General features: G+C 71.4%; 18 protein-coding genes and 1 pseudogene. 14 read left to right on the plus strand and 5 right to left on the minus strand.

Going from position 1 to position 17,431, the window contains the following annotated elements; all coding sequences use genetic code 11:
- From AC27LF_RS35140 to AC27LF_RS35180, 9 genes and pseudogenes are all read left to right on the plus strand, one after another.
- A partial coding sequence (locus tag AC27LF_RS35140) for an FtsK/SpoIIIE domain-containing protein (protein ID WP_479660346.1) occupies positions 1-1,232 on the plus strand: 1,232 nt, incomplete at its 5' end.
- An 88-nt stretch (positions 1,233-1,320) separates the two neighbouring features.
- On the plus strand, positions 1,321-1,956 hold the full coding sequence (locus AC27LF_RS35145; RefSeq protein ID WP_479660347.1) for a DUF2637 domain-containing protein: 636 nt from the start codon (positions 1,321-1,323) through the stop codon (positions 1,954-1,956).
- Between the two features lie 12 nt (positions 1,957-1,968).
- Positions 1,969-2,154 (plus strand): hypothetical protein, encoded by a 186-nt coding sequence (locus AC27LF_RS35150; RefSeq protein WP_479660348.1) that lies wholly within the window; start codon positions 1,969-1,971, stop codon positions 2,152-2,154.
- A 2-nt stretch (positions 2,155-2,156) separates the two neighbouring features.
- On the plus strand, positions 2,157-2,348 hold the full coding sequence (locus AC27LF_RS35155) for a mobile element transfer protein (RefSeq protein ID WP_383085181.1): 192 nt from the start codon (positions 2,157-2,159) through the stop codon (positions 2,346-2,348).
- Between the two features lie 16 nt (positions 2,349-2,364).
- Positions 2,365-2,559 (plus strand): hypothetical protein, encoded by a 195-nt coding sequence (locus tag AC27LF_RS35160; protein WP_479660349.1) that lies wholly within the window; start codon positions 2,365-2,367, stop codon positions 2,557-2,559.
- Positions 2,560-2,584: 25 nt separating this feature from the next.
- Positions 2,585-2,833, plus strand: coding sequence for a SpdD protein (locus tag AC27LF_RS35165; RefSeq protein ID WP_479660416.1), 249 nt, complete (start codon positions 2,585-2,587; stop codon positions 2,831-2,833).
- A gap of 212 nt (positions 2,834-3,045) precedes the next feature.
- Positions 3,046-4,289, plus strand: a pseudogene (locus tag AC27LF_RS35170) (replication initiator).
- Positions 4,282-4,521 (plus strand): helix-turn-helix domain-containing protein, encoded by a 240-nt coding sequence (locus AC27LF_RS35175; protein WP_479660350.1) that lies wholly within the window; start codon positions 4,282-4,284, stop codon positions 4,519-4,521. The pseudogene AC27LF_RS35170 and the gene AC27LF_RS35175 overlap by 8 nt, the downstream one beginning before the upstream one ends.
- Positions 4,521-5,750 carry a tyrosine-type recombinase/integrase gene (locus AC27LF_RS35180; protein WP_479660351.1) on the plus strand — a complete coding sequence of 410 codons (1,230 nt, stop codon included), beginning with the start codon at positions 4,521-4,523 and terminating at the stop codon, positions 5,748-5,750. Before AC27LF_RS35175 ends, AC27LF_RS35180 begins: the two co-directional genes overlap by 1 nt.
- 702 nt (positions 5,751-6,452) lie before the next feature.
- On the opposite strand, the gene AC27LF_RS35185 is transcribed toward AC27LF_RS35180, so the two are convergent.
- A complete protein-coding gene (locus AC27LF_RS35185) occupies positions 6,453-7,214 on the minus strand; it encodes a phosphoglyceromutase (RefSeq protein ID WP_479660352.1) in 762 nt (253 codons plus the stop codon).
- A 150-nt stretch (positions 7,215-7,364) separates the two neighbouring features.
- Between AC27LF_RS35185 and AC27LF_RS35190 the strand changes: the two genes are divergently transcribed.
- Positions 7,365-8,645: an MDR family MFS transporter gene (locus tag AC27LF_RS35190; protein WP_479660353.1), complete on the plus strand. Its 1,281-nt coding sequence runs from the start codon at positions 7,365-7,367 to the stop codon at positions 8,643-8,645.
- Positions 8,646-8,891: 246 nt separating this feature from the next.
- Here the strand turns inward: AC27LF_RS35190 and AC27LF_RS35195 are convergent, their stop codons facing one another.
- A complete protein-coding gene (locus tag AC27LF_RS35195) occupies positions 8,892-9,326 on the minus strand; it encodes a DUF2000 family protein (RefSeq protein ID WP_479660354.1) in 435 nt (144 codons plus the stop codon).
- A gap of 49 nt (positions 9,327-9,375) precedes the next feature.
- Here AC27LF_RS35195 and AC27LF_RS35200 point away from each other — a divergent pair, with 49 nt between their 5' ends.
- Entirely contained in the window at positions 9,376-10,173 is a 798-nt protein-coding gene (locus tag AC27LF_RS35200; protein ID WP_479660355.1) for a helix-turn-helix transcriptional regulator, read from the plus strand.
- Positions 10,174-10,246: 73 nt separating this feature from the next.
- On the opposite strand, the gene AC27LF_RS35205 is transcribed toward AC27LF_RS35200, so the two are convergent.
- Positions 10,247-10,753 (minus strand): type III secretion system chaperone family protein, encoded by a 507-nt coding sequence (locus AC27LF_RS35205; protein ID WP_404034119.1) that lies wholly within the window; start codon positions 10,751-10,753, stop codon positions 10,247-10,249.
- Positions 10,746-12,083 (minus strand): D-inositol-3-phosphate glycosyltransferase, encoded by a 1,338-nt coding sequence (gene mshA, locus AC27LF_RS35210; RefSeq protein ID WP_479660417.1) that lies wholly within the window; start codon positions 12,081-12,083, stop codon positions 10,746-10,748. The genes AC27LF_RS35205 and mshA overlap by 8 nt, the downstream gene beginning before the upstream one ends.
- Before the next feature lie 197 nt (positions 12,084-12,280).
- On the opposite strand from mshA, the gene AC27LF_RS35215 reads away from it, so the two are divergent.
- The 3 genes from AC27LF_RS35215 (at position 12,281) to AC27LF_RS35225 (ending at position 16,796) form a co-directional block, all read left to right on the plus strand.
- Complete coding sequence (locus AC27LF_RS35215; RefSeq protein ID WP_479660356.1) at positions 12,281-13,129, plus strand: class I SAM-dependent methyltransferase; 849 nt, start codon at positions 12,281-12,283, stop codon at positions 13,127-13,129.
- A gap of 505 nt (positions 13,130-13,634) precedes the next feature.
- Positions 13,635-14,735: a C40 family peptidase gene (locus tag AC27LF_RS35220; RefSeq protein WP_479660357.1), complete on the plus strand. Its 1,101-nt coding sequence runs from the start codon at positions 13,635-13,637 to the stop codon at positions 14,733-14,735.
- 741 nt (positions 14,736-15,476) lie between these two features.
- Entirely contained in the window at positions 15,477-16,796 is a 1,320-nt protein-coding gene (locus tag AC27LF_RS35225) for a PP2C family protein-serine/threonine phosphatase (RefSeq protein WP_479660358.1), read from the plus strand.
- A gap of 273 nt (positions 16,797-17,069) precedes the next feature.
- On the opposite strand, the gene AC27LF_RS35230 is transcribed toward AC27LF_RS35225, so the two are convergent.
- Positions 17,070-17,417 (minus strand): DUF2516 family protein, encoded by a 348-nt coding sequence (locus tag AC27LF_RS35230; RefSeq protein WP_351734894.1) that lies wholly within the window; start codon positions 17,415-17,417, stop codon positions 17,070-17,072.
- Positions 17,418-17,431 lie beyond the last annotated feature (14 nt).

The following is a 17,431-nucleotide window of genomic DNA, read 5'->3' on the forward strand; positions in this document are numbered from 1 at the left end:
ACGGCTCCGTCATGGAAGCCTGCGGCCTGACCGTCGCGCCCTCCCGGCTGCGCATTCTCGCCGTCAAGGCCACCACCCGGCGGGAGGTCCGGGCGGTCCCGCCCCACCGGGGCATCCTGCGTCCCACCTCAACCGGGCTGCGGCTTCGCCTCCGGCTCCCTCCGGGGCAGGAACCCGCCGACGTCGCCGCCTCGGCCGAACGGCTGCGGCACGCCTGGGGTGTCCACGCCGTCTACGTCACGACGGTCAAGCCGGGTGTCGTGGAACTGCGGCTCGTCGGCTACGACGTCCTGCGGCAGGTACGCATGCCCCGCAAGACCGGCGGTGGATTCCTCAAGGTGCCCGTGGCGCTGCGCGAGGATGCCATGCCCTTCGTGCGCGACTACCGAACCGTTCCTCACCAACTCACCCTCGGCGCCACGCTGTCGGGTAAGTCCATGTACCTCCGGCACCTCATTGCCGGACTCGCCTCTCAGCCCGTCGCCCTCGTCGGTATCGACTGCAAGCGGGGCGTGGAACTGGCGCCGTTCGCAGCCCGGCTCTCGGCACTCGCCACCGACCCGGACGAAGCCGCCGAACTCCTGCCCGTCCTCGTCAAGGAAATGGAGGACCGCTACGACCTGATCAAGGAAAGGCAGGGCGTCGCGCCCAGCACCCCGGACGAGGAGATCACCTCCGACGTCTGGGGCCTGCCTGAGAGCGAACGCCCCGTGCCCATCGTCCTGTTCGTCGACGAGGTGGCCGAACTCTTCCTCACCGCCACCCGCAAGGACGAGGAACGGCGGGACGAGATGGTCACCCAGCTCATCCGCCTCGCCCAACTCGGCCGCGCGGCCGGCATCTACCTGGAAGTCTGCGGGCAGCGCTTCGGCGCCGAACTCGGCAAGGGCGCCACCATGCTCCGGGCCCAGCTCACCGGCCGAGTCTGCCACCGCGTCAACGACGAAGCCTCCGCCAAGATGGCCCTCGGCGACATCGCCCCCGAAGCCGTCTACGCCGCCTGTGCCATCGCTCCTGAGATGCCGGGCCTCGCCGTCGCGGGCGACACCTCCGGCGGCTGGTCCCGCATCCGCACCCCGTACCTCTCCCTCGGCGATGCCGCCAAGACCTGCCGGGAGGCGGCGCACCTGGTGCCCAACCTGCCTTCACTCAAGCTCTTCCGACCCGACGTGCCCGCACACCCGGTCGAAGCTCCGGCCCCGGCCGTCCAGCCGCGTCCCGTGACCGACTGACCGTCGTCCCTCCCTCACATCGGTCGGCGTGACCGCCTCACGCCAAGTCCCTACCCCTCCCATGCCCGAAACCGAAAGGAGCCGGACCGTGCGCGTCCACCTCGGCCGTGTCGACGCGGTGTTGGTCCAGGCGCTCATTGCTGCCGCGCTGTCCTTCGCCCACCTCCATGACGTAGCCATGGCGGCCGGACAGGACGGGTGGAAAGCCTGGGCCTACCCGATCAGCGTTGACCTGCTGCTCGTCGCCGCATGGCGTCGACTCCGCTCCGAGACGGCCAAAGCGGCGGCCTGGTGCTGGTTCGTCATCGCCCTCGTCGCATCCCTCGGCGCGAACATCGCCACCGCCGGCCTCCTCGACCTGGACGACGTCCCCGCCTGGCTGCGAATCCTCGTCGCCGGATGGCCCGCCGTCGCCTTCCTCGGCGGCACCCTCCTCGCCCACTCAGCGCCGAAAGCCGCCACCGACGAGATCAGCGCCGACGTCATCGAGGACCAGGAGCACGAGCCCGAAGCCACCCCCGCCCCACCACCTGTCCAACCCGCCATCGAGGCGCTGCCGGAACACCCGCCCGTCCCAGTCCCGGCCGCCCTGGTCAACCACGCCCGGAAGATCGCCGCCGAACACCACACCCGCACCGGTACCGCGATCGACACCCCAACCCTCCGCGCTCGCCTCGGCGTCCCGGCGCCCATGGCCGAAGCCATCGCCGCCCAACTCGCTTGAACAGGAGGAACCATGCCGCTCTTCTGCTTCAACACAGCCGCCGACTACCTCGACGCAGCTCGCCAGATGGCCGACACCGGGCGCCCGACACTGGCCCGGCTCCTCGCCGAAGAGGCCGCCGAACGCATGTCGGACGCTGCCGAAGCTGCCCGGATCCTGACCGAATTCCCCGGCTCCAGCCTGCGACAGGAGGACTGACCATGACCGCCAACCGCCGCTTCCGCAACGTGATCCGCATCGGCCCCGTGCAGGTCGGCACCGCCTACGACGCCCGGGGCCGCGAGAAGCACACCGCCGCCTGCACCGCCCCGCGCTGCGGCTTCTCCGCCGACTACGACAGCCGCGCCGCCGCCGAACTCGCCGCCCGCACCCACCGCTGCCCCGTCCGCTGAAGGGACCCCGAAAACCGTGACCGTCAGTCTGCCGCTGGCCGTCGTACTCGGCTTCTTCGCCTGGGGCGCCGTCAGGTTCCTGGGCGTCCGCGCCTGGGTCGTCGTCCTGGTCGCCCTCTTCGGCTTCTGGCTCTCCCACACCTTCCTGGCCCCCGCCATCGAGACCGGTACGCGCTCCGGCGTGGACGTCATAAACGGCTCACATGACTAGACGAGTAGATAAGGAGAACCTGGCCGTGTTCCTGCCCAAGTACCCCGACAATCCCACCCCGCCGCCCGCGCACACCCACACCCCGACCGACCCGGCCCCCGTCCGGCGCTCCGCGCTTCCGGCCGTGTCCGTCAGTACCGGCGCCGTCGTCGCCGTGCTCACGGGTGGCGTGGTCCTCACCGCGCTCCTGGCCGCCGTCGCCGTCTCGGCCATCTCCGTGGCCATCGCCGCCGTGGTCCTGCGCTCCCTGCTGCGCGACCACAACCGGCGCTGATCCCTCTGCCCGACCCCTGGGGCGGCCACGACACCGCCGAGCATCCGGCCGCCCCGGGGCCCATCGCTCCTGACCGTTCCAGTCAGAAGGAGACAGCCATCTTCACCCGCACTACCTCGCCCCCGCTGCGCGAACTCACCAACCTCGCCGTAGGCGGCGCCCTGCCCGGTATCCTCCGTCAGCTCTCCGGCCTCGGCGGCTGCACCAACCCGATCCGCCTCGACGGCCACCGCACCGAATACGACGTCGACACCACGACGGGCGAGATCGGCCGCATCCTCCAGCACCTCAACTACACCGACCTGCCCGCCGGCCAACTCCTCGTCCGCTGCAACAACCGCCGAACCACCCGCTGCCCCGCCTGCGCCGAGGTCTACCGCCGCGACACCTTCCACCTCATCACCGCCGGACTCCGCGGCGGCAAGGGCACCCCCGAACACGTCGCCACCCACCCCCGCGTCTTCGCCACCTTCACTGCACCCGGCTTCGGCCCGGTCCACAACCGCCGCACCGACGGCCGCCCTTGCCGCTGCGGCACCCACCACGACCAGGACGACGACGCCCTCGGCACCCCGCTCGACCCCGACACCTATGACTACAACGCTGCCGTCCTCTGGAACGCCCACGCGGGCGCCCTCTGGCGCCGCTTCTCGATCTACCTCCGCCGGGAGGTCGCCAAGCGCGCGGGACTGTCACAGCGCCGTCTACGCGACCACGCCCGCGGCTCCTTCGCCAAGGTCGCCGAGTACCAGAAGCGCGGTGCCGTCCACTTCCACGCGGTCATCCGCCTCGACGGCCCGACAGGCGGCGACACCCCGCCCCCCCGCCCTGGGCCACCGCTGAACTGCTCACCGACGCCATCGACGCCGCTGCCTCCAAGGTCCGCGTCGACGGGCCGACCCTCGACGGTCGCACCCACACCTTCACCTTCGGCCGTCAACTCGACGTCCGCACCATCCGATCCGCCGACTTCAACGACGGCCAGGAACTCACCGAACGGGCCGTAGCGGCCTACATCGCCAAGTACGCCACCAAGGGCGCCGAGACAGCCACGGGCGCCCTCGACCGCCCGCTGAAGTTCGCCGCCGAACTCGCCCAACTCGACATCAGCGACCACGCCCGCCGCCTCATCCGAACCGCCTGGACCCTCGGCGTCCGCAAAGACCTCGAACACCTCCGTCTGCGCGCCTGGGCCCACATGCTCGGCTTCCGCGGCCACTTCTCCACCAAATCCCGCCGCTACTCCACCACCTTCGGCGCCCTCCGCAACGCCCGCGCCGAATGGCGCCGAGCACAAGCGGCAGCAGCAGCCACAGCACCCGACAACGCGCCCGAGACGACGTACGTCCTCGCGCACTGGGTCTTCGCCGGCACTGGCCTCTCCGACGCCGAAGCCTGGCTGTCCGCATCCCTCGAACCAACCCCCGGAACGGAAGGAGAACCCACCCGTGGCTAGCCGACCCCTCGCCCTCGCCGACGTGGCCACCGAACCGCGCGCCCTGCCCGCGCGGTATCTGACCCCCGAGGACCTGGTGGAGATGTTCGAGCTGCCCAGCGTCGAGACGGTCTACCAGTGGCGCCGCAAGCGCACTGGGCCTCCTGGCTTCCGTGTAGGTCGGCACCTGCGCTTCGATCCGGCCGACGTTCGGGCCTGGGTGGACTCGCAGCGTGAGGGGGCGGCTGCCTGATGGCCGGACACATCCAAGATCGCTGGTACAGAACCGAGGCCGGACAGGACGGCAGGAACCGCAAGGTCAAGACCGAGCGCTACGGCACCGGCCTGCGCTACCGGGCCCGGTACGTCGGTCCGGACGGCACGGAGAAGTCCAAGAGCTTCCCCGACCGGCAAAAGCGACTCGCCGAACAGTGGCTCGCCCACATCGAGGCGGACATGGCGCGCGGGCAGTACATCGACCCGCGCGCGGCACGTATCACCTTCCAGCGGTACGCAGAAACCTGGGTGGAGACGCAGGGGGCGGACCCCAACACACAGGCCTCGATGGAGTCGCAACTCCGCCTGCACGCCTTCCCTCATCTGGGATCGCGTCCGCTCGGCTCCTTCCAGCCCGCCCATATCCGCGACTGGGTGCGGAAGCTCCAGGAGAACGGTGTCCGGGGCTCGTACGCCCGCACGATCTACTCCAACGTTCGTGCCGCTCTGAGTGCGGCGGTGGACGACGGACACCTTCCGCGCAACCCGTGCGCAGCCCGCTCGGTCCGGCCGCCCACGGTCGACACAAAGCGGGTCGCCCCCTGGACAACGGAACGGCTCTTCGCCGTCCGGGCCGGCATGCCCGAGCGCTTCCAAGCCATGGTAGACCTGGGCGGCGGCTGCGGGCTCCGCCAAGGCGAGATCCTCGGCGTCGCCGTTGACGCCATCGACTTCGAATCGGACACACTTCACGTCGTCCAGCAGCTCAAACTGAGTCGGAGCAAGGCGGTGTTCGCTCCGCCCAAGGGCGGCAAGCTGCGAGACGTACCGCTTCCCGCGCCGGTCGCTGATGCACTGCGGGCCCACATGAAGCGGTTCCCGCCGGTCGAGATCACCTTGCCGTGGAAGGTGGCCGACGGACCTCCGGTGACCAAGCGGCTGATCTTCACCGGGCCGCGTGGCGGGCACGTCTGGCGTACGTCGCTCAACGAGGAGGTGTGGAAGCGTGCTCTCGCGAGCGCCGGGGTGATCCCTGAGCGGAAGCCTGGCGAGTCGTATGCCGAGTCACGAGAGAACGGCATGCATGCCCTCCGCCACTTCTACGCCTCGGTGCTCCTGGACGCCGGGGAGAACATCAAGGCCCTCGCCGAGTACCTCGGCCACTCGGACCCCGGCCTGACGCTCCGCGTGTACGCGCACCTCATGCCGTCCAGTCAGGAGCGCACCCGTAAGGCAGTGACTGCCGTCTTCGATCAGCGGGGATGACCATTCCGCAACGATCAGAGATACAACTGTTCCTGGTAGTCACTGGCGAACAGTTCGGGGTGGATGTTCAAGTAGAGACGAGAGATCTAGAGCACGCGTAGGCTCACAAAGTTGATTGAATTAGCAGTGCGTGAGAGATTACAGATAGCTCTACTTGGCTCTAGATCGCTTCTCAGCAGCTAGCAGAGTGCAGAACGACCGAGGACCCGGATCCGGCGGCAACCAGATCCAGGCCCTCGCGCAGTCAGCGAGCCCGGTCGCGTGAGAGCAGACCGGGCTCGCTGTGCGTACAGCGCCCGATCCCGACCGTACTCGCGCGTGACTCGCTCATCGAGCGAACTGCATCACGCCAGTAGCGATGGCCACGAGTAGGCCGACCCCCGCAAGCCAGACCTGCCACTTCTCGGCACCGGACCACTTGCGAGGCTTGTCCTTCTCAAGACTCACCTCTACCACCTCCCTCCTCCTCCAACCGACCCGCTTCTCGGGCCGGAGTCTGGAACTCGCGTGCCGCCACATCGAGTTCGAGGGAGGTTTAGGTGAGGTGGCATCAGCATACCGGTCACGTAGCCCACCACTGAGGCCCATGGGGAGGCTTGACAGCGGCCCCGGATTCCTTTCACGGCCCAGCGACGGCCCAGGTGCAACAAATAACCCCCTGCGCGCGGGAAAACCGCAGGCAGGGGGCTTTTCTGGCTCGCGTTACTTCTTCTTGCCCTGGTTCTTTACTGCCTCGATGGCTGCTGCCGCTGCGGCTGGGTCGAGGTAGGTGCCGCCGGGGGTGAGGGGCTTGAAGTTTTCGTCCAGGTCGTAGGACAGGGGGATGCCCGTGGGGATGTTCAGGCCCGCGATGTCGGCGTCCGAGATGCCGTCCAGGTGCTTGACCAGGGCGCGCAGGCTGTTGCCGTGGGCGGCGACCAGGACCGTGCGGCCGGCGAGCAGGTCCGGGACGATGCCGTCGTACCAGTAGGGGAGCATGCGGACGACGACGTCCTTCAGGCACTCCGTCTTCGGCCGCAGCTCCGGCGGGATGGACGCGTAGCGCGGGTCGTCCGACTGGGAGAACTCCGCGCCGTCCGCCAGCGGGGGCGGCGGGGTGTCGTACGAGCGGCGCCACAGCATGAACTGCTCCTCGCCGAACTCGGCGAGCGTCTGCGCCTTGTCCTTGCCCTGGAGCGCGCCGTAGTGGCGCTCGTTCAGGCGCCAGGAGCGGTGGACCGGGATCCAGTGGCGGTCGGCGGCCTCCAGCGCGAGCTGCGCGGTGCGGATCGCGCGCTTCTGGAGGGACGTGTGGACCACGTCGGGCAGCAGGCCGGCGTCCTTGAGCAGCTCACCGCCGCGGATCGCCTCCTTCTCGCCCTTCTCGTTGAGATTGACGTCCACCCAACCGGTGAACAGGTTCTTCGCGTTCCACTCGCTCTCGCCGTGGCGGAGCAGGATCAGCTTGTACGGTGCGTCGGCCATGCCTTAGAGCGTAATCCACGCATTCGGCCCCCCGCGGAAGCGCCCGGAAGCCGGACGGTTGACGGCATCTGTTAATTGAGTGGCCCTCATCGGCGGCGCTCTCGTAAGTTGCGATCAATGCTTTAGCCGCTTACATCGGGGGGTCCGTCCATGTCCGTCGCCGCACTCAGACGCGCCGCCCGGCAGACCGTGTCCGGGCTGCCCCGGGAGTTCTGGTGGCTGTGGACCAGCACCCTCGTCAACCGGCTCGGTGGCTTCGTCGCCACGTACATGGCGCTCTACCTGACTGTGCACGAGGGGTACAGCGCGTCGTACGCGGGTCTGGTCGCCTCGCTGCACGGGCTGGGCGGGGTGGTCTCCTCCCTCGGCGGCGGCGTGATGGCCGACCGGCTGGGGCGGCGGCCGACGCTGCTCATCGCGCAGTCGGCCACCGCCGCCTCGGTGGCGCTGCTCGGGTTCATGCGCGACCCCGCCGCCATCGCCGCCGTCGCCTTCCTCGTCGGCATGGCCTCCAACGCCTCGCGGCCCGCCGTGCAGGCGATGATGGCGGACATCGTCAGGCCCGAGGACCGGGTCCGGGCGTTCTCCCTGAACTACTGGGCCATCAACCTGGGCTTCGCCGTCTCCTCCATGGGTGCGGGCTTCATCGCCGAGGTCAGTTATCTGGCCGGCTTCCTGATCGAGGCGGCGATGACGGCCGTCTGCGCGGTCGTCGTGTTCGTCAAGCTGCCCGAGTCGCGGCCGGTCCGGGCCGGCGAGAAGGCCGGCGAGCGGGGCGGCCGGGGCCGCACGGACGAGGTGAGTCTGCGGACCGTGCTGCGCGACGGGCGGTTCATGGCCGTCGTCGGGCTGTCCTTCCTGGTCGCGGTAGTCTTCCAGCAGGGCTCGGTCGGACTGCCGGTGGCGATGGGCTCGGCCGGGTTCTCGCCCGCCGACTACGGCATGGCGATCGCCGTCAACGGCGTGCTGATCGTCGCCCTGCAGATCCCCGTGACCCGCTTCATCGAGCACCGGGACCCGCGGCGGCTGCTCGTGGTCTCCTCGCTGATCGCCGGGTACGGCTTCGGGCTCACCGCGTTCGCCGGGTCGGTCGGTGTGTTCGCGCTCACCGTGTGCGTGTGGACGCTGGCCGAGATCGTGAACGCGCCCACCCAGACGGGTCTGGTGGTGCGCCTGTCGCCGGTGCACGGACGCGGTCGCTACCAGGGCATGTACACGCTGTCGTGGTCCGTCGCGGCGCTGGTCGCGCCCCTGATGTCCGGCCTGGTCATCGACCGCTTCGGCGCGGAGTGGCTGTGGGGGATGTGCGCCCTCGTCGGTACGGCCGCGGCACTCGGGTACGGGCTGCTGATGCGGCGGCTGCCCGCCGAACAGCCCGCGCCGCCCTCCCCCGCGCCCAACGGCAGCGAATCCGAGGTCCGCGCCGCCTGATCCGGTCCGCGCGGTCTGATCCGGAAACCGGGCCGGCGTGCGCCACGAGCGCCGGCCCGCGCCTTCAGCACTTTCCCGGGCGCCTGCACACCGCTTCACCACCCTCACGGGTGCACGCCCCTTCAGCCTTCACGGTGCCTGGCCCGCCCATTCAGCACCCTTCACGTGTGCCCGCACGCCCCTTCCGCACACGGGTTCACGCGTGCCCCTTCGGCACCTTCACAAGCGCACCCCCCTTCGGCGCCGTCACGGATGCATGCGGGCACCCTTGAGCACCTTGTCGACCGCGTTGCGCGGCCCGTACACCGAGAGCCCCACGAGGTCCAGTTCCGCCGTGGGCACCGCCCTGACGGCCGCGCGGTTGTCCCGGTCGTTGCCCGTGCCGAACAGGTCCGAGGTGAACACGGCCCGGGGCAGCGCGCGGGTCAGGGCCCGGCCGTGGGCGTTGGTCAGCGTCTCCTTGGTGCCCTCGAAGACCAGGACCGGCTGGCGGAACATGGGCAGGTAGCGCACGCCGTCCGCGTCCTCGTAGGGCTCCCCGATCACCTCGGGCGCCTGCGCGCCGAGGCCGCTGACCAGGAACGCGGTGACGTTCAGGCGCTGCCAGGGCTCCAGGTCGGCGCGGAGCAGTACGGCGATCTTTGTGTCGAAACGGACGGGTTCCGGGCTCTGCGTGCTCATGCAGTGAGACTGCCCGGCGGCCCACGACGGCGTCTTGTACGTTCTTTGCATGGCCGTGCGTCCGGAAGTCTCCGCCTGGCGCCCGCGGGTCCCGGGTGTCGTGGAGGTCTTCCATGCGCGTTTCACCGAGTACGCGTACCCGATGCACGTCCACCAGGCATGGACGCTGCTGATCGTCGACGACGGCGCCGTCCGCTACGACCTGGACCGGCATGAGCACGGCACCCCGCACGACACGGTCTCGCTGCTGCCGCCGCACGTCCCGCACAACGGCTCCCCCGCCACCCCGCACGGCTTCCGCAAGCGCGTCCTCTACCTCGACGCCTCGCGGCTCGGCGACGATCTGATCGGCCCCGCGGTCGACGGCCCCGACCTGCGCGATCCGCTGCTGCGCCGGCGCGTCGGACAGGTGCACGGCGCGCTCGCGCGGCCGGGCGACGAGTTGGAGGCGGAGAGCCGGCTGACGCTCGTCGAGGAACGGCTGCGGGCCCATCTGCGGCCCCGGCTCGGGGCGGCGCCGGCCCGGCGGGATCCCGCGCTGGCCCGTTCCCTGCGGGAGCTGCTGGACGAGCGGATCGCGCACGGCATCGGCCTTGAGGAGGCGGCGCGGCTGCTGTACGCCCATCCGGCGCATCTGGTACGGGCGTTCAGCTCCGCCTACGGGATCGCGCCGCACCAGTACCTGATGTCACGCCGGGTCGAGCGGGCGCGCCGACTGCTGCTCGACGGGCGGGCGGCGGGCGAGGTGGCCTCGGTGACCGGGTTCTACGACCAGGCCCATCTGACCCGGCACTTCAAGCGGCTGGTGGGCGTCACCCCGGGGCGCTACCGCCTCAGCGCGCGCTGAGCGTCGTACGGGCCGCGCGGGCGTACGACGACCTGCGGCAGAGAACCAGAGTCCTGCGGTCCGCCCGTCGGGGTCAGTCGGTCGGGCGTTGCGTGAGGTGGGCGAACGCGTCCAGGTTCCGGGTCGACTCGCCCCGGGACACCCGCCAGGCGTACTCCTTGCGGATCGCGGAGGCGAAGCCGAGTTCCAAAAGCGTGTTGAAGCTGCCGTCCGCGGCCTCCAGGACCTGGCCGAGCAGGCGGTCGGTCTCCTCGGCGGTGACGCAGGACAGCGGCAGCCGGGCGGTGACGTAGATGTCGCCGAGCGGGTCGACGGCGTAACTCACGCCGTACAGCCTGAGGTTGCGCTCCAGGAGCCAGCGGTGGACGGCCGCCTCGTTCTCGTCGGGGTGGCGGATCACGAACGCGTTGAGCGACAGGGAGTGGCGGCCGACGATGAGGGAGACCGTCGTCGACAGCTTGCGGGTGCCGGGGAGCTTGACCACGTAGGTGCCCGACTCGGGGCTCTCCCACTCCAGTTCGGCGTCCTTCAGTGCGCCCTCGATGACCTGCGCCGCCCGCTGCTGTGAAGCCTCACCCATGGGGCGAGCGTACGCGACGGCGGTACGCCTGGGTCGCGGCCGTGTAGACGTCGGCGGTGGCGGCGGCCGCGGTGTCCCAGCCGAAGCACTGCGCGTGCCGGGCCGCGGCGGCGCCCATGCGGGCGGACAGCGCCGGGTCCTCGGCGAAACGGCGCAGCACGCGCGCGTAGTCGGCCGGGTCGTGGCCCCGCACCAGGAAACCGGTCTCGCCGTCGCGCACCGCCACCGGGAGCCCGCCGACCGAGGCCGCGAGCACGGGCGTACCGGCCGCCTGCGCCTCTATCGCGACCAGCCCGAAGGACTCGCTGTACGACGGCACGACCAGCACCGAGGCGGCCCGGAACCAGTCGGCAAGCCGCTCCTGGCCGACGGGCGGACGGAACCGCACGACATCGGCGATGCCGAGCCTGGCGGCGAGTTTCTGCAGCCCCTCGGGCTTGGCGAGGCCGCTGCCGCTGGGCCCGCCGACCACCGGCACGACGATCCGCGACCGCAGCCGGGGGCACTCGTCGAGGAGGACGGCCACGGCGCGCAGCAGCACGTCGGGGGCCTTCAGGGGCTGTATGCGGCCCGCGAACAGCGGCACCAGGGCGTCCTGCGGCAGGCCGAGGCGGGCGCGGGCGGCGGCGCGGCCGTCGGCCGGAAGGAAGCGCTCCAGGTTCACGCCCGGGTGGACCACGGCGACCCTCGCCGGGTCGGCGGCGTAGTGCCGCGCGAGTTCACCCGCCTCCTCGGCCGTGTTGGCGATCAGCCGGTCGGCGGCGGTGACGATCTGCGTCTCGCCGATGACCCGGGCGGCGGGCTCCGGGGTGTCGCCCTCGGCCAGGTTGGCGTTCTTGACCTTGGCCATGGTGTGCATGGCGTGCACCAGGGGCACGCCCCAGCGCTGGGCGGCCAGCCAGCCGACGTGGCCGGAGAGCCAGTAGTGGGAGTGGACCAGGTCGTAGTGGCCGGGGCGGTGGCCCGCCCACGCCTGCATCACGCCGTGGGTGAAGGCGCACAGCTGGGCCGGGAGGTCTTCCTTCGCCAGGCCCTCGTAGGGGCCCGCGTCGACGTGCCGGACGAGTACGCCGGGGGCGAGCTGGACCGTCGGCGCGAGGCCGCCCGCGGTGGCCCGGGTGAAGATCTCCACCTCGATGTTGATCGCGGCGAGGCGCTGCGCCAGCTCCACGATGTAGACGTTCATGCCGCCGGCGTCGCCGGTGCCGGGCTGGTGGAGCGGTGAGGTGTGCACGGAGAGCATGGCCACGCGGCGGGGTCTGCGGTGCAGTCGCAGCCGCGGGGGCGTGGCCGGTGAGCGACGCCCGAGCCTGCTGACGTACTGGCTCACGTGGCGTTCCTCCTCGTCGCGGGCATGCCGTTCGCAGGACGTGGTGCGCCCTTCAAGGTGGTGCAACAGCGGAGGGGGCTGCTCCATTTCCCGATCATCTTCCCGATCGCAGGCTTTACCCAACCATTACCCGTGATCGCTGAACCGTTCGATACCGGAATGCGTGGCTATCCGCGGGCGCGCTTACCCTCGTACGCATGACAGCCCGCGCCGCCGCCCTCCCCCGCTCTCGGCTTCGCCCGAACGGGGGCGGCCCCGTCGTGGGGACGGTGACACGCGGGACCACCAACCCGAACCGCCTGCGCCGCATGGACCGTTGGATCGCCGCCACGCACGGCGCCGAACTGCGGCGCGCCGCCGACCCGGTGGCCGTCGACCTCGGCTACGGGGCCGCGCCCTGGACCACCGTCGAACTGCTTGGCCGGCTGCGCGCCGTCGCGCCCCGCACGCAGGTGGTCGGCGTCGAGATCGAACCGGCCCGGGTCGCGGCGGCCAAGCCGTACGAGCGCGCCGGGCTGCGCTTCCGGCACGGCGGCTTCGAGGTCCCCGTGCCCCGGCGCCCGCACCTCATCCGGGCCGCCAACGTGCTGCGCCAGTACGACGAGGCCGAAGTGGCCGACGTCTGGACGCGGCTGTGCGCGCGGCTCGCCCCGGCCGACGGCCGCTCCCGCGGCGGGCTGCTCGTCGAGGGCACCTGCGACGAGATCGGGCGGCGGCACGTGTGGGTGGCGCTCGGCCCGGACGGCCCGCGGACGGTCACCTTCGCGACCCGGCTCGGCTCCCTTGAGCGCCCGTCCGACCTCGCCGAACGCCTCCCGAAGGCGCTCATCCACCGCAATGTGCCCGGCGAGCCGGTGCACGCCTTCCTGCGCGACTTCGACCGCGCCTGGGCCGCCGCCGCGCCCTACGCCGCCTATGGCGCCCGGCAGCGGTGGATCCGAGCGATACGGGACCTGACGACCGACTGGCCGGTCACGGACTCACCACCGCGCTGGCGACAGGGCGAAGTAACGGTGAAGTGGAGCGCGTTGGCCCCTCGGGGGTAGGGGGACGGCGCCAGGTGCCCAAGCCGGCGACGGCACTACGGGCCAACCGGGCGCAGATGCACCGGTGTTGGGGACCATACGGGTATCAGCGCACCGGGCCGGATCGGCGGCCTGGATCAGGGGGCGCGGCAGCAGGGCGCGTTGACGCCCGAGACCAGGCGAGGCGGGCAGCGACACCTCCAGAGCCAGGGGGCCTGGCGGGTGGCGGGGGGCCGGTATGAACAGCTGATATTCGTCGGCCGTCGGCTATCGAAAGGGCGTCAACGCCGCACCGAGCTGCCCCCGTTCCGCGTGCCGTGACCCGGTGCGAGCGAAGGTGCGCGGCACTATGCGGGGTGAGGAACGATCTACGTGAGTCGTTCGTCACAAAGACGGGAGATCGTCGTGATCGAGCGGGAAAGAGGGCAGGACTCGCCAAGTACCCCTCTGTCGCTTTACGCCGCGACATGGCACGATCCCCCCTGCGCACAAGTTACTGACGGTAAATCAGTTTGGGGTGCATGGTATGGAAACGGGCAAGCGCGGCCTGACCACGACGGCAGTGGTCGTGGTCTGCGCGATCACCGTGCTGGCGACGCCCGGCACGGCGCTCGCGAACCCCTCGCCGACGCCGTCCGCCACCGCCTCGCCGTCGAACGCCCCGAGCCTTCCGCCCAACAGGGACCTGGAGGCCGTCCGCAAGAGGCTCGACCGGCTCTACCACGACGCGGCGGTGGCCACCGACGCCTACAACGCGGCCGAGGAGAAGGCGAAGGAGCAGTCCACCGAGATCGTCGAGCTGGCCCGGAAGATCGTCCAAGGCCAGCGCAGACTGGACGACTTGAAGGACCGCGCGGGTGCCGCGGCGCGCGCCCAGTACCGCACCGGGGGGCTGCCGCCGGAGGCCCGGCTGATGCTGAGCGACGACCCGCAGCAGTTCCTGAACGGCGCGGGGCGGGTGCTCCAGGGCCAGCGGGCCACCAAGGGTCTGCTCGGCGAAATGACCCGTACGCAGCATGACTTGGAGCAGTACGCGAAGGACGCCTCCGCCCAGTGGGAGAAACTGGAGGCGGGCCGCAAGGCGAAGGCCGCCGCCAAGAAGAAGATCAAGCGGCAGATCGCCGCCGCGGAGAAGCTGGAATCCCAGCTGGAGAAGCAGGAGAAGAAGCGGCTGGCCGAGCTGGAGCGGCAGGCCGCGTACCGGGCGCAGACCGCCTGGCTGGACACCGGGATACTCACGGAGATCACCGGCAAGGCGTCCGCGCAGGGCAAGAAGGCCGTCGCGTTCGCCTCGGCCCAGATCGGCAAGCCGTACGAGTGGGGCGCGGAGGGTCCGGACACATTCGACTGCTCGGGCCTGACGTCCCAGGCATGGGCGGCGGCCGGCCGGCCCGTCCCGCGCACCTCGCAGGAGCAGTGGAAGCAGCTCCGGCACATCGAGGTCGCGGACATGCGCCCCGGCGACCTCATCATCTACTTCGACGACGCCAGCCACGTCGGGATGTACGTGGGCGACGGCGCGATCGTCCACGCCCCCCGCCCCGGACGAACCGTGACGATCGCGGGCGCCGGCTCCATGCCCATCCTGGGCGTGGTACGCCCGGACGCGGATGCCTCGGGCACGTAAGCGGGGACAAGGAACACCGGCCGCGTCAGCGGGGCGCGAGGGGCCCCGCTGACGCGTAAGTCGGGCGCGGCGGACGCCGATCGCGTGAGCGGAGGGCGAGGACCCCGGGCGCGCGAGCGGGGCGCGCGGGGCCCGGGCGCGTAAGCCGGGCGCGGCGGGCACCTATCGCGTCAGCGGAGGGGCGAGAGCCCCGGGCGCGCGAGCGGGGCGCGGAAGGCGTCGGGCACGTAAGCCGGGCGCGGGGGACTTCGTGCGCGTAGGCCCGCATGGCGCCCCGGGCGCGTAAACGGGAGCAAGGGGATGCCGAGCACGTAAGCGGGGTGCGGCGGGCGTCGGGCGCGTGAGCCCAGGTGCGACGGGCGCCGGGCGCGCGGACCCGGTGCGACGGGCGCGCAGGCGGGGTGCGGCGGGCGTCGGCGCGCGGGGTCGGTGGGACGGGCGTCGGGCGCGTGAGCGGAGGGCGAGGGCCCCTGGCATCGAGGGGGCGGGGGGCGGGGCATGTGATGCAGCGCACGCGTCCCGGTTGGGCAAACCTCGGTGGGACGTGAGCTTCGTCATTCCGCCGGGAGGCCCACCGTGTCCAACTGCGGTACGGAACGCGGCATATGACAGTGGCCTGAGGCGGAGCGACGCGGCTCACACCATTCCGTTGCGGCGGCCAGTACCGCTATGGTCCCCGTCGGGTGGGTCGAGGTCCCTCGCCCCGCCGTGCCCTCGGGGGGAGGGAAGGAACCCAACACCATGCCCGTACCCGTACCGCGGCAGAGAGCCATCCCGGCCGCGGAGAGTGGTCAGGCGCAGGCCGGGTCGGCCGTCGGCGGCCCCCTCAAGGAAGAGGCCCACCGAAGGGAAGCCGGCGCCCCGGCCTCGGCCGGCGCCACCCTGACCCTGCTGCTGATCGAGGACGATCCGGCCGGTTCGCCGATCGTGCCCGAACTGCTGGACTCGGCCGGCAAGCCGATCCGCGTGCGCACCGCCCGCAACCTCACCGAGGCCGGACGGCTGCTCACCGACGACGTCCACTGCATCCTGCTGGACCTCGCGCTCCCGGCGCCCGGCCGGTCCGGCGACGGTGACGGTGACGACGAGTTGGCCGTGCTCAAGCACGTCCTGGAACTCGCACCCCGGCACGCCGTCCTCGCCCTGACCGCGTCCAACGACGCCGAGCGCGGCGCCGAGGCGGTGCGCGTGGGCGCCCAGGACTACCTCTTCCGGGACGAACTGGACGGCCGGCTGCTGAGCCGGGCCATCCGCTACGCGGTGGAGCGCAAGCGTTCCGAATCGGCCGAGCGGCGGCTCGCCGAGGGGCGGCTGCGCGCCCAGGAGAACCGCCGTCTGGAGCGCGGCCTGCTGCCGACGCCCCTGCTGGAGGGCTCGTCGCTGCGCTTCGCCGCCCGCTACCGCCCCGGCCGCTCGCGCGCGCTGCTCGGCGGTGACTTCTACGACACCGTACGCACGCCCGACGGCACGGTGCACGCCATGATCGGCGACGTCAGCGGCCACGGCCCCGACGAGGCCGCGCTCGGCGTGGAGCTGCGCATAGCGTGGCGGGCGCTGACGCTGGCCGGACTGTGCGGCGACGAACTGCTCGGCACGCTCCAGCAGGTGCTGGAGCACGAGCGCTCGGACGAGGAGATCTTCGCGACGCTGTGCACGGTGGACATCTCCCCCGACGGCCGCTGGGCGGGCCTGTGCCTGGCCGGCCACCCCTCCCCGCTGCTCGCCCGCCCGGACTGCCCGGCTCGGCTGCTGCCGTACGACAACAACGGCCCCGCGCTCGGCCTGCTCCCCGGCGCCCGCTGGCCGCGCATGCAGGTGGAGCTGGGTGCGGAGTGGAGCCTGATGCTCTACACCGACGGTCTGATCGAGGGCCGGATCGGAAAGGGCGGGGAACGCCTCGGGCAGGACGGGATGGTGAGCATGATCCGCCGCCAGTTCGCCGAGGGCCTGCGCGGCGAGAACCTGCTGCGGGCCGCGGTCCACGAGGTCCGCGACCTCAACGGCGGAGAACTGACGGACGACGTGGCGGTACTCCTGCTGGACCGAACCCCACAGCCGTGACGACGCCGCTCCCGGGCGGCGCGTGCCCCTACGTGGCCTCCGTGCCCGGCGTGGCCTCCGTGCCCGGCGTGGCGATGTGCCGGTTCCCGCCGTAGCCGGCGTGGCGTCGCCCGTACGCCGACCACCTCGGTGTCGCCTGGTCGCCGCCGTCGTACGCAGCACACCCGTACAGGCACCCAGGACCGTGGTGGGCGGCGGTCATGGCGCGGGCGGGTCAGCCGCAGGACCCGGCGGTCGTAGCCCCGGCGGCCGGGGCGCGTCGGGACGCGATGGTCAGCGGCCGCCGTTGTACGGGCCGTACGGACCGTCGCTGCTGCTTCCGCCGCGGCGGCGGCCCCAGCCGCTGCCGCCCGACACCTGCTTGAGCGCGGGCCGCACATCCACGATGTAGACGATGCTCGCGATCACGCCGATGACCGGCAGGAACGACAGGATCGAGAACAGGTAGCTCACCACCAGCGCGATGGCGAGGATGATCAGCCAGAACACCTTGTTCTGCTTGTCGGCCGCGCGGAAGGCGTCCTCACGGCGGAACGCCGCGTCGAACAGCCCGAACGCGGCCAGGGCCATCAGGACGATCTTCAGCAGCCCCAGGAACCCCGCGAAGCCCAACATCAGCATGTCGCCCACCGCCC

Source organism: Streptomyces diversicolor (assembly GCF_057537855.1).